At 34.1% G+C, this 21,339-nt stretch carries 19 protein-coding genes; 11 read left to right on the top strand and 8 right to left on the bottom strand.

All coding sequences use genetic code 11. The features are described 5' to 3' along the window. Nucleotides 1-161: 161 nt before the first annotated feature. On the bottom strand, nt 162-386 hold the full coding sequence (locus tag AC3WOM_RS19400) for a phosphate-starvation-inducible protein PsiE (RefSeq protein WP_492448011.1): 225 nt from the start codon (nt 384-386) through the stop codon (nt 162-164). Nucleotides 387-610: 224 nt separating this feature from the next. Between AC3WOM_RS19400 and psiE the strand changes: the two genes are divergently transcribed. Next, on the top strand, nt 611-1,066 hold the full coding sequence (psiE, locus tag AC3WOM_RS19395) for a phosphate-starvation-inducible protein PsiE (protein WP_492448010.1): 456 nt from the start codon (nt 611-613) through the stop codon (nt 1,064-1,066). Between the two features lie 29 nt (nt 1,067-1,095). Here psiE and AC3WOM_RS19390 read toward each other — a convergent pair whose 3' ends face one another. Continuing rightward, on the bottom strand, nt 1,096-2,352 hold the full coding sequence (locus tag AC3WOM_RS19390; protein WP_492448009.1) for a GNAT family N-acetyltransferase: 1,257 nt from the start codon (nt 2,350-2,352) through the stop codon (nt 1,096-1,098). A gap of 269 nt (nt 2,353-2,621) precedes the next feature. On the opposite strand from AC3WOM_RS19390, the gene AC3WOM_RS19385 reads away from it, so the two are divergent. Further along, a complete protein-coding gene (locus tag AC3WOM_RS19385) occupies nt 2,622-3,635 on the top strand; it encodes an HAAS signaling domain-containing protein (protein WP_492448008.1) in 1,014 nt (337 codons plus the stop codon). Between the two features lie 276 nt (nt 3,636-3,911). Further along, nucleotides 3,912-5,051, top strand: a complete 1,140-nt coding sequence (locus AC3WOM_RS19380; RefSeq protein ID WP_492448007.1) for a PP2C family protein-serine/threonine phosphatase — start codon at nt 3,912-3,914, stop codon at nt 5,049-5,051. Nucleotides 5,052-5,101: 50 nt separating this feature from the next. On the opposite strand, the gene AC3WOM_RS19375 is transcribed toward AC3WOM_RS19380, so the two are convergent. Together AC3WOM_RS19375 and AC3WOM_RS19370 are read right to left on the bottom strand one after the other, a co-directional pair. Beyond that, on the bottom strand, nt 5,102-5,956 hold the full coding sequence (locus AC3WOM_RS19375) for a CheR family methyltransferase (protein ID WP_492448006.1): 855 nt from the start codon (nt 5,954-5,956) through the stop codon (nt 5,102-5,104). 2 nt (nt 5,957-5,958) lie between these two features. After that, a complete protein-coding gene (locus AC3WOM_RS19370; protein ID WP_492448005.1) occupies nt 5,959-8,694 on the bottom strand; it encodes an ATP-binding protein in 2,736 nt (911 codons plus the stop codon). A gap of 251 nt (nt 8,695-8,945) precedes the next feature. Here AC3WOM_RS19370 and AC3WOM_RS19365 point away from each other — a divergent pair, with 251 nt between their 5' ends. Continuing rightward, the gene (locus AC3WOM_RS19365) at nt 8,946-10,136 is read left to right on the top strand and encodes a M14 family metallopeptidase (protein ID WP_492448004.1); all 1,191 of its coding nucleotides are present in this window, start codon (nt 8,946-8,948) and stop codon (nt 10,134-10,136) included. 699 nt (nt 10,137-10,835) lie between these two features. On the opposite strand, the gene AC3WOM_RS19360 is transcribed toward AC3WOM_RS19365, so the two are convergent. Further along, complete coding sequence (locus tag AC3WOM_RS19360; protein WP_427548335.1) at nt 10,836-10,997, bottom strand: hypothetical protein; 162 nt, start codon at nt 10,995-10,997, stop codon at nt 10,836-10,838. Between the two features lie 165 nt (nt 10,998-11,162). Between AC3WOM_RS19360 and AC3WOM_RS19355 the strand changes: the two genes are divergently transcribed. From AC3WOM_RS19355 to AC3WOM_RS19330, 6 genes are all read left to right on the top strand, one after another. Continuing rightward, entirely contained in the window at nt 11,163-11,591 is a 429-nt protein-coding gene (locus AC3WOM_RS19355; RefSeq protein WP_427548333.1) for a hypothetical protein, read from the top strand. 574 nt (nt 11,592-12,165) lie between these two features. Then, on the top strand, nt 12,166-12,495 hold the full coding sequence (locus tag AC3WOM_RS19350) for a PadR family transcriptional regulator (RefSeq protein ID WP_427548331.1): 330 nt from the start codon (nt 12,166-12,168) through the stop codon (nt 12,493-12,495). Next, on the top strand, nt 12,492-12,899 hold the full coding sequence (locus AC3WOM_RS19345; RefSeq protein WP_427548330.1) for a permease prefix domain 1-containing protein: 408 nt from the start codon (nt 12,492-12,494) through the stop codon (nt 12,897-12,899). Before AC3WOM_RS19350 ends, AC3WOM_RS19345 begins: the two co-directional genes overlap by 4 nt. A 3-nt stretch (nt 12,900-12,902) precedes the next feature. Continuing rightward, nucleotides 12,903-13,562, top strand: coding sequence for a hypothetical protein (locus tag AC3WOM_RS19340; protein ID WP_492448003.1), 660 nt, complete (start codon nt 12,903-12,905; stop codon nt 13,560-13,562). A 557-nt stretch (nt 13,563-14,119) separates the two neighbouring features. Further along, on the top strand, nt 14,120-14,524 hold the full coding sequence (locus AC3WOM_RS19335) for a hypothetical protein (RefSeq protein WP_492448002.1): 405 nt from the start codon (nt 14,120-14,122) through the stop codon (nt 14,522-14,524). A gap of 91 nt (nt 14,525-14,615) precedes the next feature. Further along, entirely contained in the window at nt 14,616-15,029 is a 414-nt protein-coding gene (locus tag AC3WOM_RS19330) for a MarR family winged helix-turn-helix transcriptional regulator (RefSeq protein ID WP_427548324.1), read from the top strand. Between the two features lie 770 nt (nt 15,030-15,799). On the opposite strand, the gene AC3WOM_RS19325 is transcribed toward AC3WOM_RS19330, so the two are convergent. Beyond that, nucleotides 15,800-17,086, bottom strand: coding sequence for an MFS transporter (locus AC3WOM_RS19325; protein ID WP_492448001.1), 1,287 nt, complete (start codon nt 17,084-17,086; stop codon nt 15,800-15,802). Nucleotides 17,087-17,225: 139 nt separating this feature from the next. On the opposite strand from AC3WOM_RS19325, the gene AC3WOM_RS19320 reads away from it, so the two are divergent. Further along, on the top strand, nt 17,226-18,473 hold the full coding sequence (locus AC3WOM_RS19320) for a helix-turn-helix domain-containing protein (RefSeq protein WP_492448000.1): 1,248 nt from the start codon (nt 17,226-17,228) through the stop codon (nt 18,471-18,473). A gap of 57 nt (nt 18,474-18,530) precedes the next feature. On the opposite strand, the gene AC3WOM_RS19315 is transcribed toward AC3WOM_RS19320, so the two are convergent. Continuing rightward, nucleotides 18,531-19,175 carry an HAD family hydrolase gene (locus tag AC3WOM_RS19315; protein WP_492447999.1) on the bottom strand — a complete coding sequence of 215 codons (645 nt, stop codon included), beginning with the start codon at nt 19,173-19,175 and terminating at the stop codon, nt 18,531-18,533. A 113-nt stretch (nt 19,176-19,288) separates the two neighbouring features. Continuing rightward, nucleotides 19,289-21,190, bottom strand: coding sequence for an endonuclease MutS2 (locus AC3WOM_RS19310; protein WP_492447998.1), 1,902 nt, complete (start codon nt 21,188-21,190; stop codon nt 19,289-19,291). Between the last annotated feature and the right edge of the window lie 149 nt (nt 21,191-21,339).

The following is a 21,339-nucleotide window of genomic DNA, read 5'->3' as shown; positions in this document are numbered from 1 at the left end:
GCTCGCCCACTGGAAAGCGAGTAGCCTGGAACGGAAATCACCTTCATTTTGACTAAATATTCACAAAGAGTCCCTTGCCTATTTAATTTTTCAACACTATGAAAATCCCCTCTAGTCTAAGCTATAGGGGATTTTATAATTACATTTTTATATTTAGAGAATTACAGTTTATTAATTACACCATGTAAAGTTTCCTTTAGTTCTGAATCATGATCAGAAAGGTCTACAAGGTTGCCTAGGCGTTCACGTAATACAGGGCGTTCAATTACTAGCTTTTCATCAAGCACTTGTACTAGTAACTCAATAATAAGACGATCGCGAACATTTAATGCTTCTTCTAAACGTTCTGGTGTAATTTTCGCATTTGAATTTGCAGCTTTTGCCATTTTTAAAACCCCTTTTATAATTTATATTCATGCACATCTATTTTAGCATACCGCTAAATTAATTTGAAAACATTCTTTCAAGAATATATACCAAAACTTTACAAAAATGCACAAGGATATTTACGATGAAATGTTATATTTAAATCATAATCCCCAGATGATCGACCATATGATTATGTTATATCGTAACCATAGTGAATTGTTATAATGATTGGAGGAATTAGATGGATCAAAACAACTCAACTTATCAACAACTAATTAAGGCTGTGCCAAAGTCTTTACAGTTGTTTCTTAATGTTTGCCTCGTACTTCTTGCGCTTATATTATCCTTCCTGCTTTTTAAAGAACTAGTCGAATTCCTTAAAATTATCATTTTCTCTAAGGATAAAGGTGACTATAAGCTTTTCCTCGCAAATATTCTTCTATTCTTTTTATATTTTGAATTTATCACAATGATTGTTAAATATTTCAAAGAGGACTATCATTTTCCCCTACGATACTTTATATATATTGGTATTACAGCCATGATTCGATTAATTATCGTTGAGCATGACCACCCCATCAATACCTTAATTTATTCACTTATTATTTTAATATTAATTATAAGCTATTTTATTATTAACATTACACCACTGGAACGACCTGTACGTTCTCCACACTTTTTCAAAAAAGAAAAATAGTTTGCATAGGGATGCCAATTATGGCTTCCCTAAAATGCTGTAATACACGTTGGTTTATCATAGACATAGAAGAGTTGATGTAATTTCTGAAGATATTGTTCATTACTAATCTTTACCTTACTGAGCATAAATAGCTCTTGTACTGTAACAACCCCCATAGCTAGAGAGGAAAGCTCTGCAATATCTATAATCATTTCCACGTCATAGTTAAAATCATTTTCTAATGTAATATTACCGTCAATTGCTTTCATAACGATTTGCTGATTATTTTCTGGGAGTAAAGAATCCTCTACAGTAAGCTTAAATGTTAAAGTTTGATGATTGAAATTATGTGTTTTTAACTCCTGGAAAAAGCCTCGAACATTGATAATTCGATACATTAGGCCAACTCCTGAAACATTGCTTGCATGATAGACACTTGGGATTAAATGATTCGTTCCATTTCTTACATCTCCTAAAAAGAAATGAACATTTTCTTCTTGGGTATTCCATTCAATACGAGCAACCTGATCAGCTTGGCTATTTAGAAATGTGCTAAGCTCTAATAATGCCTCAGGTGTTTCATAAATCCATTCTTTAATAACTAGATTGTTAAGTAAGAAATTAGTATCACTTTGTTTAATAAAGGAAAATACCAAATAACCTTGAATGGTATCTCCTTTTTCAATAGCAATCACATAATTTTGTGGATTTTTAAATATTGCTGCGAGCTCCGATTCTGTTTTCAAAAACATACCGTGCCTTTTAAAAGTTACTCTTTTATAGCAATCTGCTAATTTATGCTGATCCTGCACTGTTAAATATTTAAGATGCTTTTTTGTAGGACCTTTCGGAAAGCTGGAAGGTTCTACGAAATATTGATGTACTTTAGGTCCATAACCAAAGCCCATTTTTTTATAAAAATCCGGTCTAAAGGGATATAATGCTACAAAGTGTATTTGTTTTTCTAAAAATACTTTAAAAAAGTGATCTATTAATTCCTTGGCTACCTTCTCTTTTTTACGAAGTAAATCGACCGCAACTAGACCAACCCCTCCAACTGGAATCATTTTAGAGAAGAGGTTCATTTCAAAATCGTGAAGTCTCATACCACCAACTAGTTTGTTTTCTTCCCAAAATCCATAATAATGAATAGCTGCATCGTTGTTTTGATTGTGTATAAAAAGTGCCTTTAACTGCTCTTTTGTTGGCTGTGAGCCATCCATCCTTCCTGGATAAGCACCAATGACAATGTCGACAAAATGTAAAAAATCTTCTTCATCCCATAATTTATCTATCACTCGCATATTCATCCCCCTGTTCATTTATAATTGCACTCTAAAAAATATTGCTCATAATCATATTTTTTACATTAATTTTAACTCCTGATAATAACATATATTACCACGAGTTAAAATAATACTGTATGATGACAGTGAGATGATTAAAGCTGGGCATCCAGCCGGGATCATTATTCTTGAAGTCAACTATACACCCTGATTATTCACCTTCCCGAAAAAGTATTTATGCCCTGTTGGAGTAACAATAAGTGATTTATTGAAGGGAGACACTAAGAATGAATTTAATTGATGCTTATATTCAAGAAGTTACCAAAAGGATAAGTAAAACGAAACGAGATGATATTAGTCTGAAGCTAAAGTCTACCATTGAAGAAATGTTACCTGAAGATTATTCCGAATCGGATGTAAAAGAAGCACTTACAAAATTAGGAAGCCCCATAGACGTTGCAGCTAGTTACAGAGATTCACCGCGATTTTTAATTGGCCCGCAAATATTCGACACGTATATTCAAACAATAAAATTAATCGTTCCTTGGGCCATCCTTATTACAGTAATCGTTCATGTGGTAGAAAACATTGTGTTCTACAGCGGGGAAGATGCCCTTTTATCTACATTGATTGAGACTTTTTCTATTACTATTGCAAATGTAATTTCAGTAATATTACACGTACTGTTCTGGATTACGGTTGCTTTTATTGTAATTGAACGTTCAGGTAGCGATATTCCAATACCTTTTATAAAAAAACAAAAGCCTTGGACTCCAGATGATTTAACAAGCATTAAAATTATTCCTAAAGATAAATCTATTTCACTACTTGATATTATTTTTAGTTTTATAGGGATTATTGTTTTTTCATTTATCTATTTTAATGCAAATCACCTTTTAGGAATCTACTCTTCGCACGATAGAGGCGGATTGAAATTTGTTATGCCAATATTCAACCAAAATGTATTACTGTCTTTTGCACCTATCGTATTAATATGTATAGCTTTAAGTATAGCTTTAGCATTATTTAAATTAAAAGCGGGTCAATGGACATTTCTAATTGCTGTTCTAAATGCTGTCCTACAATGTATAGGAACCATTGTCTTTATTCTTATGGTTAAGCAACCTGATTTCATACACAGTGCAGCTATTCCCTATATTGCTGCAATTACAGAAACGACCTCGGCTAAGGTTTTATTTGCTATAGACCGAATATTATTAGTGACTATTGCAATTGCCATTATAGCCAATGCATTTGATATTTATGGTGGCTTTAAAAAGGCGCGAAATCAGCAAGATTAAACCGGCTTCTTGCTGCTATTCAAACAAATATTTAAAATTCCTGAACCAGACACCTTACTATTCACTGAGAGCGGGCTTTTATAAGTACGCTCTTTGCATTTTTCTGTTAAATGCTTTCATAAATAATAAAGACTTAATACCTAGTAAAATACTCCTTAAAGACACCAAAATACCATTATTCTCTAATGTTTTGTATAATAATGTAGTTGAGAGTTTTTAAATACACATACATTAAAATCTTTCGCACCAGTATATTCAGAATAAGGGGAAATAGTTATGACCATTCTTCTTGTAGATGATAATCAAGTAAATCTATTTGTAATTGAAAAAATATTAAAAAATGCAGGTTATGATAACTGTGTTTCTTTAGCATCGGCTAATGAGCTTTTTGACTATTTACAGCTTGATGTCGAAAATCCAACAGGAAATTCTGTAGATTTAATTTTGTTAGATATTATGATGCCTGAGATAGACGGTATTGAAGCCTGTAAACGTATTAAGCAAAATGAAAGATTCAAAGACATTCAAATAATTTTTGTCACCGCTCTAGAAGATAAAAACAAACTTGCTGAAGCTCTAGATATTGGCGGGGTGGATTATATTACAAAGCCGATAAATAAAACAGAGCTTCTTGCTAGAATTCGTGTTGCCCTAAGATTGAAGGCTGAATTAGATTGGCATACACAGCAGGAAAAGAAAATACAATACGAACTAGATTTGGCAACGCATGTCCAAAGAAGTCTTCTGAGCCCACCATTAAATGAGAATAATATTCAAATAGCCGTATCCTACCTCCCCTCCTCCAATTTGGCAGGGGATATGTATTATTGGCATAAAATAAATGATCATCGCTACGCTGTCATTTTACTTGATATGATGGGACACGGAATTTCGGCAGCACTTGTCTGTATGTTTATCTCTTCTGTTCTTAGAGAAGCTGTCAAACAATTGATAGAGCCTGAATTAGTCATAAAAGAATTAAACCGCTATATGACACTTTTAAGAAATGGGAACGAGGACAATCTTTATTACTTTACAGCGATCTATTTAGTGATTGATACAGAACAAAAAACAATCGAATATGTAAATGCTGGCCATCCTTCTGGCTATGCACTTATTGATGAAAAGACGCTTGTTCCATTAAATCAAGGAAGCTGTGCAGTTGGTTTTTTTGATGAAATTGAAGTAAAAAAGCAACGAATACAATACGAGCAGGATATACAAATAATTCTCTTTACTGATGGTGTTTTAGAGGCGATGGGACCTTGTGAAATAGAGTCTGAAAAACATCTGCAAGCGCTAACATCTACAAAATGGAACTATACACAATGTCTGATTGATAATTTATTGTCTAAAGAGAAACAAGAAAATCAGCCTGATGATATGTGTGTATTAATGATTCAAGCACATGCATAAAAATATAATCCACCCATCCTCCCTCTTACCAAGAAAGATGGGCGGATTTTTTAGTTGATCTTTTGATATATTCTTTCATTACCTACAATTTCTTTATATTTTTCCATAATATCATCAAAGCGCAGTGTCTCCTTATCACCTAAACATAGAAAACCTTTTTCACTAAGACTTTCATAAAATAAATGATGAACCTTGCTTTGTAGCACCTGTGAAAAATAGATTAAAACATTTCTGCACAAAATAATATGGAATTCATTAAACGATTGATCCGTTACTAAATTATGCTGTGCAAAAATAATATTTTTTAAAAGTGAAGGATGGAAATACGCGTACTGATAATCTGTTTTATAGTATTCAGAAAATGCAGCATTACCACCAGCAAGCAAATAGTTTTTAGTATATGCTTGCATTTTGTGTATGGGGAAAGCCCCTTTTTTTGCTTTTTCTAATACTTGTTCATTTATATCTGTTGCGTAAATAACGGCTTTATTAATGAGTTGCTCTTCCTTTAGTAAAATTGCCATGGAGTATACTTCCTCACCCGTTGCACATCCTGCATGCCATATTCGTATTTCAGGATAGTCACGTAAATACGGAATAACCTCCTGACGAAAGGCTTTAAAGAAACTTGGGTTACGGAACATCTCAGTGACATTGATGGAAAAATCATTTAATAGCTGCTCTAAAAACTGTTGATCGTGTATAACTTTTTCAAGCACTCTAGAAATTGTTGGGATATTATTGATTCTCATTCTATTAAAGATTCTACGTGTTATGGAAGAACGATTATATTGTCGGAAATCGAAGCCTGATAAACGATAAACTGCCTCCAATAATAAATCAATTTCTAAATTTGTATGCTTATTTACTTGTAGGTTTTGCTCCATAGGCTGAAATTGTTCCATGCTTATGAGCTCCCTTTTGAAACTAACCATACTCTTAATACAGATACAAGCTGATCTAAATTAAGTGGCTTACTTATATAATCTGAAGCCCCTGCCTCTAATGATTTATCACGATCATTTTTCATGGCTTTCGCCGTTAAAGCAATAATCGGTAAATCCCTTAGCTTCATTTGTTGTCTAATGATAGACATCGCTTCATAGCCATCCATATTCGGCATCATGATATCCATAAGAATAAGATCTACTTCCTGATTAGCTTGCATAATATCTAAGCATTCTATCCCATCTTTGGCAACTAAGATATTCATGCCCCTTTTTTCAAGCGCTGTTTTTAATGCATAGATATTGCGGTAATCATCATCTACAATTAAAATAGTTTTCCCTTGGAATACCTCTACTTCTACGATTTCTGTGGCTTCAGGTAACTCATCTGCAACCTCATGTACCTCTGTTACAGCTCCTACCTCATGAATAGCCAATTCAAGGCATTGCTCCTCCTGAATTCCATTAGGCAGGCTTGGAATTGTCAGTGTGAAGCTACTACCGTGCCCTTCTTCACTTTGTAAAGAAACCCAGCCACCAAGTAGTTTGGCAAATTCTTTACAAATCGATAGGCCAAGACCTGTACCGCCATATTTCCGTACAGTTGCCCCATCGGCCTGCTGGAACGACTCAAATATTAACTGGTGCTTGTCCTTTGGAATACCTATACCAGTATCTGAAACTGTAATCTCTAACCAATCAGCACTAATATTCTGCATATTATTTGTCAAATGCTCCTCTTTTAACTGTTGGATATCCAGTGTTACGGAACCTCGCTCAGTAAATTTGAAAGCATTGGATAATAAATTTTTTAGGATTTGCTGAAATCTCTTTTCATCCGTATAGAAAACATCCATTACATTTTCTGCTTTTGAAATATAGAACTGTAAATCCTTTTTCATTGCTACAGGTGCAAATGTCTGCTCGATTTGTACCGGAATCTCACTCATATTTACTTCGTCAAACATTATGTCCAGCTTTCCTGCCTCTACTTTTGATAAATCTAAAATATCATTTATGAGCACAAGTAAATCTTCACCAGAGGAATGGATAACCTTTGCAAATTCAGCTTCCTCTTCAGTCAAGTTGCTTTGACTATTTTCCGCCAGCATTTCAGATAAAATTAAAATACTATTTAGTGGTGTTCGTAATTCATGTGACATATTGGCTAAAAACTCGGATTTATAATTGGAATTGAGTAACATCTGTTCTGCACTCTTTTCTAATTCCTTTTTCGCCTTTGCTAGCTCTCTCGATTTGGACTCTGCCTCTTTTGTTCTTTCTTCCAATTGTTCATTAATCATCGTCAGCTCTTCTGTTTGCATTTGTAATTCTTCCGATTGTGTCTGTAGCTCTTCCGATTGTACTTGTAATTCCTCTGTCATCGCTCTGGATTCATTTAGCAAGCGTACAATTTCCATACGTCCTACGACACTATTTACAGTTAAGCCAAACGTTTCGGCCACTTGTTTGACTAATTCCAGTTGAAGCTTACTGAAGTCTGTCATAGTGGCTAATTCAACAACTGCTATTACATCCTCCTCAAATATAATAGGTATAAGAAGAATGCTTTTAGGTGGTACTTCTCCTAAGCCTGTACCAATTAAACGAAATTCATCTGGAATATCCTTATAGAACAAAATCTTTTTTTCCAAGGCACATTGCCCAATTAAGCCCTGCCCAAGCTTAAAGCTTTCCATTCCTATACCAGTGCTTGTATCAGCAAAGGCTGCTTTTTTCACAAATTGAATATCATCTTCTTTTGTTTCACGAACATAAAATGCGCCAAGTGAAGATTGTGTCTTTTGTGCCATTTCAGAAAGAAAGGTTTCAGCTAATTTTGTAATGACAGAAATACCTTGATATTTAGTTACAATGTCTGCAATATTTGACTGTAGCCATTCTCTCTTTTCTATAGAACCTAAAAGCTCATTTGTAGCATCAGCAAGGGTATTTATTTCATCATTGGTTTTCACATGAATTCTGCCCTTTTGATTGCTTTTAGAAGCTGCAATTTCTGTAATCGTTTCAGTAACCTCTGTTATTGTTTTCACAATTGAGCGAGAAATTCCACTAGCGATTACAATAGCAATTACCGAAACAAGTACCAGCAGCCCAAATAAAGCACTAGTTATATTGCTATTTCGCTTGTCTAACTGATTTACCTTAGTCTGAGTAAATGCATTTTCAGCTAATCTAAATGCAGCAAATTGTTTTCGCATTGTTTCCATATCTTTACGACCAACATCGACCTTGAAAAACTCCTTTAAAGCAGCAGTGTTATTTTCCTTCTTCATCAAGAGTGTTGGATTACCAGTCGTTGCGATCCAATGCTCTATCGTTACCTCTATTTCCTTAAGCTTATTTTGTTGACTTGGTTTATTGTCTAACAGCTGATAGAGAGCATTAAAATCAATTTTCCAGTTCTCGGAAGCACTATTATAAGGCTCTAAGTAACTCTCTTCCCCAGTAATGATAAAACCTCTTTGACTTGATTCCATATCCAAAATGTATTTTTCAATTCGATTGGTTAGCTCCTGAACTTGAGAATCGTATTTTATAATAAAATTTCTTTCTTTTTGTAAAGCAGTAATTTGATTATTTAAGATAATTACTGATGCAAGTAAACAAAGTATGATAACGATATAGCCTAATGTAATTTTAGTTCGTATACCTAGCTTTAATTTATTGAGCATTTGTTTTCCTACCTTTACCTGGCATATTAATCTATTATTAGTATAATTGTATTATTAAAAATAACAAAGAATCCTCTCTTTTTTGCTCCTTCTTCATATAATGTTATCACGATGTATGAAGAGGGTATGTAGTTTAAGGGAAACTCCTAATCACAAAATTGATGTAAATTTTACTTTCCACTATTAATAAATCGTGTCATTTTTCATATACATTTTATATTGAAATATTTTGAACTAAGGAGAGAATTTTTGTGGACATTTTCGTAAGACCTGGTGATTCACTTTGGCATTATAGCGAAGTATTTAAAATCCCCCTCCAATTAATTATAGATTCGAACCGAAATATACCCCCCCAATTTTTAAGGGTTGGACAGCGTATTCGAATCCCGGGTTATATTACTACTGGCTATCAAATAAGGCAGGGAGATTCTTTTTGGCAAATTGCCCAAAACAGAAATATTCCACTTACAGCCCTTTTACTAGCTAATCCTGATCTTAACCCAAATGCCCTTCAAATAGGTCAAACCATTCGTATTCCTCAACAAATTACTTGGAGGATAGTCAATGGACAACAAAGTTACACCTATAGCATCATGATAAATGATTTAAATAAGCTCCTTGATGCCTATCCATTTCTACAAAGTTCAGCAATCGGGCATTCTGTGTTAGGGCATGAAATTCCAGAGGTTCTAATAGGGAACGGAACTAAACGAATTCATTATAATGGCTCCTTCCATGCAAATGAGTGGATCACAACTCCCATTATTTTAACATTTTTAAATGACTACCTACTTGCACTCACCAATCAACATACTATTCGAGGTATATCTACACTCCCACTTTACCAACATACATCCCTTTCCATAGTTCCGATGGTCAATCCTGATGGTGTTAACTTAGTTATACAGGGGCCACCAGAAGATGAAGCATTAAGAAATCAGCTTATCAATTGGAACAATGGCAGCAATAATTTCTCTGATTGGAAAGCCAATATACATGGTGTTGATTTAAATGACCAGTTCCCAGCAAAATGGGAGCTAGAAAGTGCACGTAATCCCAAGACACCTGGACCAAGGGATTATGGCGGGGAACGACCTTTATCAGAGCCAGAGGCCATTGCTATGGCTGATTTAACAAGGAAACGAGATTTTGCAAGAGTTCTTGCGTTCCATACACAGGGAAGAGTGATTTATTGGGGCTTTGAAAACTTGGAGCCACCAGAGTCTAAAATACTTGTTAACGAATTTAGTCGAGTTAGTGGCTATGAGCCTATCAATTCAGCTGGAAGCTATGCAGGCTATAAGGATTGGTTTATTCAGGATTGGCGTAGACCAGGCTTCACCGTTGAGTTGGGAAGCGGTACTAACCCTCTACCAATCAGCCAATTTGACAACATTTATGAAGAAGCATTAGGGATTTTTCTTGCTGCACTGTATATGTAAAGCTTTGAATTGACTAATGATTCCCTTTCCTTCAGGTACAGATAATAAGAGAACGTTGAAAAAATATAATACGGCATTTTCCAACTTGCCAGCTTTGAATTATGACAAATTTCCTGCAATTTTGCTATAATTCAAAGCGATACCTTCTACAATTATGGACTTCTACTGAACATGCTAATTATAGAAAAGTGGATGGCAGTTCATATGTAGGACCAAGTTAAATGATCAATACTAGCCACCTTTAGCGAGGTTTATTCAATGTATTATAGGAATCTGGTACGATTATAGTGGGCTCAGTAGTTGGAAGCAATCCACATGGACTATAGTGAATAAATTCAGTGCTTTCTCGGTATGTACCTCTTAATTAAGATTTTAGAGGGAAATATAGTAAGCAATCATTTTAAAAAAATCTCATACCAAAAAAGGTTGCATGAGAACCAACATTATCTATCGCAAGACGAATTATAAGTTTAAAAAGATCGCTTCCTACATATTTTTCATATGTGAGAAACGATCTTATGTTATTTTCATCCAACGTTCATCCGTATCTACTTAACCATTTTTACCTTACAAAAAAGGCTTTAGAAAGTCATTTAAAGCCTTTTAACAAGTATAAAAGAAGAAACTCTGGATGCTTCATTTTTTATAAAACATCCATTATTTTACGTTCCTCCCATTAATTTAATGATGTGCTTTTGGTTAAAATTCTGATGCTTTTGGATATGTGCTACGTTTACCTGTAATATACAGATATTGTTGATAAGCAACTTTGGCGACACTAGCATCTGACCAATCGTTGTAGAAAAAGGCAAATCCACCAGATTTATATTCTTCTCTTACAGTTTGATTGTTCGGACCCAAAATATTGACATATAAAGAATAAGATTTTGTAACTGTTATGAATAATAACCTATAGAGAAAATCGATTTTTACGCTTTAAATTTTATAATCATCTTTCAAGCTATGGGAGAATAAGGTAAGGGAACAAAAATTCATTATTTGAAATTGAGGGGGAGAAATTAATTTATGACGAAGCGTTACCTATATTTAATGAGTGGAATACAAACTTTTTTAGGTATCTATTTATTTTTTTTAAGTATGAAGTATGCATTTGTTGAAAGTGTAATGTCACAATGTTTCTTTGTAATTATCGTGGGTTTGTTTATGATTTTTTCTATATCCCGACAAGGGAATGAGAGTAAACTTTTAATAAAAAAAAGTAATCTTTTATTATTTGGTTATCCAATCATTCTAGTTATCAGCAGTATATTAATTTTTACGTCTATTCCTGCTTATACTTATCAAGAAGCAACTCAAATTATAGAGAATCAAACAGGTAATAAAACAAACAAACCCAAAGATTATAAGGCTTCAAATGGACTTTATTATATATATACGAATGAAGGGACATATATATTTAATCCTTGGGATGGCAATTTCGCACTTTTAGATTGAGATGTTACTCAGAAGTTTTGGTATTCATCAAAATCCCTTTAAAACTAATACGGTGATAGATTATGATATATTCAGTTTTGGAATTTACTACTATTTAAGAGATTTAAAAATTTATTGAAATACTTTCTTCTATGATATATCCCCTATCTCCTACTTTAACTTTACTTCTGCCTTATCTTCTCATGGATAGACAGGTTTTATCTATTAAATAATAATCGCCATTAATAGATTTTGATAGGCGATTTTAGTAACTTTTTTATAATACACAGAATCCTAGTATTAGTGACCCCCCTTCTGTTTTTTAAAATTGGTACTAACCCTCTACCAATCAGCCAATTTGAAGACATTTATGAAGAAGCATTAGGGATTTTTCTTGCTGCACTATATATGTAAAGCTTTGAATTGACTAAGGAGGCGAAAGAAAAACGCCACTAACTTAAAGTGTCGTAGCTACCTACAACAATCCCCTGCATAAAAGGGGATTATTTTTATGCTTAAAATTACTTTGACAGGTAGAGTAATATTTGCTAATATTACTCTGACAGATAGAGCAATATATTGAAGTAGGTGACTTATGGTTCGAAGTGATATCATCCGCGGACACTTGGATTCCATTATTTTAAGGCTCATTTTAGAGAAAGATCGTTATGGCTATGAAATTTCTCAGGAAATAAGTCTCCGCACAAATAATCGTTTTCAAATAAAAGAGGCAACTTTATACGCCGTTTTTCAACGTCTTGAGAAAAAGGAAATTATTGAAGCCTACTTTGGAGATGTCTCCCACGGTGGCAAACGAAAATATTACCGAATTACCCCATTAGGAAAAGCTTATTTAAATGAGCTAGTGAAAGAATGGTCGGAAGTAAAGGAAATTATCGACTTATTTATGGAGGGCTTAGAATGAAAAAAATTAAAAATCATATTGATGAGCTTTTTAAGGACTTTCCTCGTAACCATGAAACGGAAATGGTTAAACAGGAAATCATTCAAAATCTTGAAGAAAAAGTATTCTACTTAATGGATCAAGGCAAGGAGGAAGAGGATGCCATTAACAAAGCCATCGTGGAATTCGGGGATATTGAGGATTTAAAACAAGAATTAGATGTGAAGGAGCCCGAAAAGAGAAACATGTCGAGATTAAATTTGGAATTTTCTCTATGGGGTAGCGGCTTAATTATTGCATTTTTTATCTTTATAAACATTTACTATACCCCCCATACAATCTGGGCGATTTATCCTATTTTCGCTATTTTATGGTGGCCACTCGCAATGTACTTTGTTTGGTCACGTAAGAAATGGAGTGAATAAAAAATGAAAAATTTAATTAACTTTTCCATTGCAGGTAGTTTAATGACCATGATATTTTTAGGAATCGTCAATTATACAACATCACCACAGACAGCATGGTTTATTTATCCGTGTTTATTACTTTTGCTATGGCCTATTACTTTATTTTTTATGCTAAAAAAGATGTATAAACCATATTCACTTATTTGCAGTGCTATGATAATTGCATTTCTTATCATTGAAAATTATTTATATTCACCTGAGCATTTTTGGTTTATCTATGCGGTTTATCCAATCATCTGGTGGCCAATTCTTATGTACTTGGATGAAAAAGCAAAAACATTAAAAATTGCACTAATAGGCTGTGCAACTACCATCATTTACTATTCCTTATTAAATATTATTTTATCTCACCCATATCCATGGGCGATCTATCCAGCTTTTTTAGTCATGTGGTGGCCCTTAGCTTTATACCATGCACAAAGAAAAACATTTGTAGCATTCTCTGTTACCGCTACAGTGCTTATCAGCATCTTTTTCATTACAGTAAATGTCGTCTCCTCACCAGGAGTAATATGGGCAATCTACCCAATTTTCGTAGTCCTGTGGTGGCCCCTAAGCATGTACTTTTATGTTTATAAAAGAAAAATGTACATCTCAACAACCCTTCCTAAAAGAATCTAAACAGAGATAAAAGAATAATTTATTGGAGCGTGAAGATTTATTGATAATCCTGATGGCGATAGCATAGGTAATGTTATTCAGTATAAACATGGACTATATACATCCCAAAAGACTTTATTACAGGTCGTAGTAAATAATCTATTGCCAACTATATTGGAGGAATGGATGTACAATAAATTTATAAAATAAAAATATTAAAAAAAAGAGTACGTTTTGAATTAGTTATTTTCAAACAGTACTCTTTAAATTTGTCCTCTGCCTGCTAATATTTTACCCTTTTCTGCTTACCCATACCCTTTCATGATCTTTACGTCTTATAAACGATATTCTCCTACACCATAAGTCACTTTATAAATATACTCACAATTAATTAGTAATCATTATTTTTATAAGTAAATAAAGGATATTATAGGAATCCGTCTAATATTAATTAATTAAAATTACTCCCTTTAAAACTCAATAGATAACAAAAAAAATTTTGCGGCAAATATTTAACTTAGGATCATTAATAAATAGAATCTATAAAAAATAAAATATTTTGTAAGTCGGAGGAAACGTTGAAAAAATTAGAACAGAAAGTACTTCGTTATATGACTTTTATTTTTGCAATGATTTATTTTAATTTTAGTTATTTTATAGAGAATGAACTGAGTATAGACAGAAAATTTAATAGAATGCCTAATTTTAAAGAGGCATTACCTACTGTTTCTTTGTACTTTGTAATTGCACTTTTAATGACTTTATATGCCCGTAAGTTCTTTGAATCTAAGGTTATTTACCTTATGATCCTTTGTTTCATAATTATTTTCTTTTTAATATATGGTTACTTTGAATATAAAGTAACTTACAAAGCATTAGGTAGTTGGTACTTTCATATGATTATTTGTATTCTCTTCTTCATCTGTAATTTCGTTTACATTTTTTTAGAAACTTTTTTTACAAAACAACAAATAAAAGATTAAAGCTTAAGTAAACACTTCAGAAGATATGTAGCACATATTATTTACTTACTATATAATTTAGCTATTAAATATTTTAACAGGCTGTGATACTATGTCAGACAAAGACCAATTACCTTATGTAGAAGTCATTATGCGAGAAATGCTGGAAATACAGCAAAAATCGAAAATGTTTGTCAACCTCCTATCTGAAGGGGAATCATTATCTCAAAATCAACTAATTCTTTTACTTCAGTTAAAAATTAATGCTGGTATGAAAGCAACCGAAATTGCTGATTTCTTCAGTGTGACTCCTGGTGCCGTGACATCAATGTGCGACAAGCTGGAAAAATTAGATCTAGTACAGCGTGTTAGAGAAGATGGAGATCGACGGGTTGTAAAAATGGTTTTAACACATAATGGTGAAACTAAGGTTCAAGATTTATTTTTGAAGTTCTCCCAAGAAAAACTTACGGATATGGCTAAGGTTTTGAATGAAGTTAATCAGTTAATGAAAAAAATTTTTTAGGATTTCATAAAAATGAAGTCCTCATAGTGTTGAAAAACTAAATGGTCAAGGGACTCTTTGTGAACACTACTAAGTCAAATGAAGGTGATTTCCGTTCCAGGCTACTCGCTTTCCAGTGGGCGAGCGACGAGCCGCTTCCTGCGCTGACGCTCCGTGCAGGGTCTCGTCTGTCTCGCTATCCCACGGGAGTCGAGTAGCCTTGCACTCCAATCAGCAATAGTGTAGAACTTTAAATATTTTCTTCCTTCAAAAGTAAAGTAAAAGCATGTTACTCACCATCATTAAATGGATACAATAGTGACACAATTCTATAGTTGTTGTCCTGCATTTTATGGATAAAACCACTTTGACTTTACATAAAGTCCCTTATTGCTGACCCTCTGCTTTCGCAAAAGAAAAAAGTTATATCAAAGCTCCATTTTTGTGCAAAATAGTGATGGTTAAGACTTCCATTTATCACTACACATTTATGTGAAATGCCAATAGAACATACTATGAGCAAAGGTTGATTGGAGTGTAGACTGAGTGACTCCTCGGGGATTCAGCGTCACAGATGAGACCCTGGAGCGAGCACGCGAGTGAAGCGGCTCATCGGACGCCCCCAGGAAAGCACTCAGTCGGAACGGAGATCAACCCCTCGTTTTGAAAAAGGGCTATACTTTTTAATTTGTCACCTTGATGTCATTGACATAATAGTATTTCAACAACATGAAACCAGACATTCTTTAAACTGAAGAATGTCTGGTTTTTTTCACTACTTAATAGAAAATCTAATTTGTTACACCCTCAGTGACAACTTCTTTATTATAAAATTCTGGGTGCGCTTCTTTTAAGACAGAAGTTCGAAGCAAAACTAATGTAATCGTCACAATAATCGCACTAGTAGAGAGTAAAATAGCCGTTGCTGGTAATGTATCGTACAAAATGCCGTACACCATCATACCAATTGGCATCAACGACATAGCCATCGTTTCCATTAATCCAAATACACGTCCTCGATACTCTTCTGATATTAGCTTTTGCATATAAACACCAATAGGCATGTTAATACCCATTTCGAAGATTGCAAAAATAAAATAAATCACAATATAAAAAATTACAATCGTTAAATACGATAATTTCATCAATAACGGAAATACAGCTAAGCTCAAACTACTTGCTAGTAGCAATAAGCTGATTTTAGAAAAACGTAGCGGTACTTTAACCTCTGTCCTTGTCGCAAAATAAATGGAGGCAATGAGCATACCAAGAGCACCAGAAGCTTCGATAAAGCCAAAATGTGTAGATTTTACTTTTAGTAATTCAATAATAATGTAAGTCCCTCCAACAACAATGGCAGAAAAGAATAAATTAATCCATAATGACATCCACATTACTGTTTTAATGACCTTTTGTTGTTTAATATAGTGAAAGCCGCTAGTAAGCCCTTCCCATATCTTTTCCTTTTTCACATCTTCTCCTCTTGTACTATAAAGATTAAAGTTCATCGTTGCTTCCAAGAGGAAAGCAATTGAATAGGCAATCATATTGACAATTAAAAATACCTTCATTGAGAAAAATCCATACATCATTCCCCCGATTACTGGTCCCCCAATTGCAGCGACAGACACCGATAATTGGTTAAATGACATGGCACGCTGTAATCGCTCTGTATTGACTAATGTTGCGATAGCTGATGAGAAAGTTACACCTGAAAAAGCGGAGCAAATCGTATTAAAAACTGTTGCTACATAAATAGCATAGACTGACATTCCTACTGTTTCTGTATAGAGAAGTAAGCCCCCTACTGTTAAAATCGTCCCTGCTTGCGCAAGTAGAATTGTGCGTTTTTTCGAGTAATTATCAGCTACATGACCAGCTAAAGGTGCAACAAGTGCTCGCGGTAATACTGAACAAATCATGTTGGTCGCAAAGCTTGTAGCAGACCCCGTCATGGCTAATATATACAAACTAATCCCAAAAGATAACACATTTGTCCCTAGCATCGCTATCAATTTGCTGGCTGTAAATGTCCATAAATGATAGGTCGCCTTTTTATATTTTGCCGCTTCATCCATTTTAAACCCCTCCGATTTTTAACAAGATTAAAAAGTTTAATTTTATTAAACAAAATATATCACAGCTTCTACTTTTCATGCAAGAAAAAGTTTAATATAATTAAACAAAGGACATATTATGAATAAAGGAGGCTAGGCAGTGAACTCTTTGGGCACACGTATTCGCAATTTAAGGAAGGAACGAAAATTAACATTAGAGGCACTTGCTGGTGATCGCCTTACAAAAGGTATGCTAAGTCAAATTGAAAATGATAAGGCTAAGCCCTCGATGGAAAGTCTTGAATATATCGCGGAGCGTTTAGGGGTAAAAGCAAGTGAATTACTGGAAGAAATAGCACCTTCTACGATACGACATCTTCTAGAGCAGGTGGAAATTTTCTATGCAGAAATACAGCTTGGTGATACAAAAAACCTGCTGCAAACCATAGAAATGATTAAGCCTTATGTAGAAGAGCTCCCACTTAGCTATGAAGCAGGTCGTTTACTTTATATTTACGCGGCAGCACAATATCTTGCTGGCGAAACGACATGGGAGTCACCACTCAAACGTGCACGCTTTATGTTTAAAGAAATTAATTTACTGAGTCATTGGTTTGAAACCTATGTTTTACAGTCAGCCGTATTCATGGAAGATCGAAACTATAAAATGGCTTATTCCTGTATCTTACAGGCTAAGGAAGAGGTTGAGCAAGAAAATTATCAATTAGATTCACGAGATGCTGGAAAAATGGCTTATTATATTAGCATTTTTCAATTAGCCATCGGAGAACATGAAGCAGGTAAACAACTTGTTAAAGAGTCAATTGCCAATGCACATAAAAACCAATTTTATTATTATATTGATGATATGTATCGTATTGCAGCGTTCTGTGCCATGGTTGACAATGATTTCGAGCAAGCAGAGCATTTGATTACGAAGCTAGAGCAGTATCGTGTTTTTGTGGAGCAAGCGGATGTAGATGCTTTTATTTTCACATTACGAGCACATTATTATAACAATTACACCCATGATTATGAAAAGGCACTAGAGGAAATAGAGCGTTTTCGTCCACTTATGGATATGGGCGCAATTAAATTTGATAAAAACTTATATTATTGTGAAAAGGGTAAAGCCTTATACTTGCTAGGTCGATATAAAGAGGCTAAAGAAGCTTTTAAACATTTTACAAACATTCCTTCATTCATCCTACATCCATTTGATATTTTAGGTTTTAATGAATGCTTCTCCTATAAGGCACTCTGTTATGCACATTTTGGTGAGTTAACAACAGCCTACGAAATTGCAAAAATGGCCTATATGGATTCACAGGATTTAATCGATCTTCCGTATAAGCAAAAAATTGAAGAAACTTATAATAACATAAAGGCACAAATTAACACTGTGTAATAAAAATGACCTATTGTCACCAAATAACAATAGGTCATTTTTATTTTGTTTCATAAATTACTCATTTAAACTTAGTAAATTTGAAACTTTATGTATACAAAAAGTCGGAGATTCTGCTAATAGAAGCTCTTCTGCATGGCTCCCCCAGGTTACAGCACAGGTCTTACAACCAGCTGATTTCCCCATCTGGATATCAAAAATAGCATCACCAATCATAATACTATCTTCAATTTCTATTTGATAACGTTCAACTAGTTTTAAAATACCATCTGGGTGAGGCTTATAATTTTCCACTTGATCTGAACCGATGTAATCTTTAAAAAATTGAGCAATTTCAAGTGTCTGTAGATTTCTTAAAAGCACATCTGTTTTTTTGCTTGAGACAACAAAGCATTGTTTTCCTTGATAATTGAGCTCTTTCAATACGTTCATCATATCAGGGAAAAGGATTAGGGAGTCATTTTCAAATCTTTTATATTCCTGTCGAAAGGTATCCAGTAACCTATCGAACATAAAATCATCTAATTGTTCAGATAACATTTGTTTAAAAGACTGTTCAATGGGAATACCCATATAATATTCAATATCTTCTATACTTGGAATCTCAAGTTCTAGTATTTGAAATGCTTCCTTTGTTGCGAGAATACTGCATTGTTTAGAGTCAGCTATTGTTCCATCAAAATCAAAAATATATGACTTCATATCTTTTCACCTTTCTGCACTGTATAATCGTTATTTTACAAATTATACCACGAAATACCAACAATAAAAAAGAGTAGAGAAAAAAGTAATTTTCCTCCACCCCATCATAACCCTTACCTTTTATCCCTTCTCATTTCCTTCTGAATGTTGCGAAGAGCTTTTTTCGAACCACGCTCAATATCATGCTGAAGCTTGCGTTCTTTATAGTCCACAAATAATGTCTCCAAATCGTATTCTTCAGGATATAGTTCAGTTGCAGGTAGCTCTAATACCAAACGCTTGATATTTACCTCCATAAACTGTTCCTTATAAAACACTATAACATTAAAATAATTATCCATTTCTTTGTAAACAAGACCAACATCATCATAATCTAATAATTTTACTCGATCTCCTTTGGAAAATTTATAGACCGCTTTAGTGCTTGCTTTCCCTATGTTGGGTCTTCTAATTTTACTGTCATGAACCCGCTCTAGCTGATAATCCTTATTGTCTAAATAGTCCTTCGCACGCTGTAATACTGTTTTACGAATATTCATTTTCTGTGAAATCCAAAGCGCATTACTTTCTCCAGAGGTACCAATCATTAACTGATACAACGGCTCTAATGTTTCACTATTAAAGCGCATAGCCGCATTCATAAAATCGCTATGCATCTCAGAAAAACGTTTTATTTCACCATAATGGGTTGTGGCAACTGTTATGCAGCCCATATAATAGAATTCCTCTAAAATAGATATAGCTAATGCCGCTCCTTCGTTTGGTTCCGTACCACTGCCGATTTCATCAAAAAGTAATAATGTATGGTTATTCGATGCCATCATAATGTCCGAAAGATTTTTCATATGGGATGAAAATGTACTAAGAGCATTTTCAATACTTTGATTATCACCAATATCTACAAAGATTTTATCAAATACAGCCATTTCGGTTCCTTTTTCGGCTACGATATGAAAGCCTGACATGGTCGCCAATGTTAAAAGACCAATCGACTTGAGGACAACCGTTTTTCCTCCAGCATTAGGCCCTGTTATAATCAAGCTCCGATAGTCCTGACCGATTTCAAACGTTAATGGCACCGCATTCTCTGCTAATAAAGGATGCTTACCATTGATTAATTTGATAAAGCCATAATCATTCAAGCTTGGCTCGATGCCTCCTACTTGCTTACTATACTTAGCTTTAGCAAAAACCATATCATACTGACTGATCAACTCCATATTAATCGTGATCTCTCGTATATTTTCCATAAGAAGCCCAGATAATGAGGCTAAAATCTGATATTCCTCGATAGCTTCCTCCGCTTTCAGAGTCGCCAACTCTACATTTAATTTTGCCACCGCGCTTGGTTCAATAAAAACTGTAGCACCCTTAGCTGAAATCTCCACTACTGTACCCTGAATATGATTTTTATAGGATGCCTTAATCGGAATTGTGTAACGGTCATCTTTTTTACTAATAAAAAATTCTTGAATATAGGTTTTATTGGCACTACTATTTAAAAATTTCGTTAAGCGCTCTTTAATTTTTTCCTCTGTTGCTTCAATATGGTTTCGAATCCGTTTTAGTTCTCTACTAGCTGCTGAATCAACGCGATTAGCTTTAATCGCAAAATTAATCTCCTCTTCTATACTTTTAAATTCAGCCATTGACAAAGCATAGGATGCAAGAACTGGCGCAAAAAATTCCTTCTCCAACATAAATTTTTTAATTTTGCGACATCCCCGTAAAAAATCTGAAATGCTTATTAATTCACTAGGATCTAAAATAACGCCCTTTTCAAGCTTCTTGATGGTGCTGTCTATATTTGATACGCCTAAAAACGGAATATGCCCTTCTGCATCTAAAATAGCCCGAGCCTCTGTCGTTTCGTTCAACCGATTCCGAACAACAGATATGCTAGAACTTGGCTCTAATTTATCCAATAACTGTTTACCTAATCCACTCACACAGTAGCATTTCACATTTTCCTTCAATTCATTGTATTGTAACTTCTCAAGAGTAGTATAATTCATTGTTAATTGCTCCTCACTATGATTTTCTAGAATCATTCATGAAGATACCTATTCATTAGATAGCAATGATTTATATATAAATAAAACAATCATGAGTTTCTTACTTCCAACCCAATCATGAAATAGTTTTTTTCACAGAAAAAAGCCGT

It is taken from the genome of Lysinibacillus sp. FW301-JW8 (genome assembly GCF_058788755.1).
The sequence above is the reverse complement of the archived record's forward strand: the minus strand, read 5'-3'. Positions and strand labels throughout refer to the sequence as shown.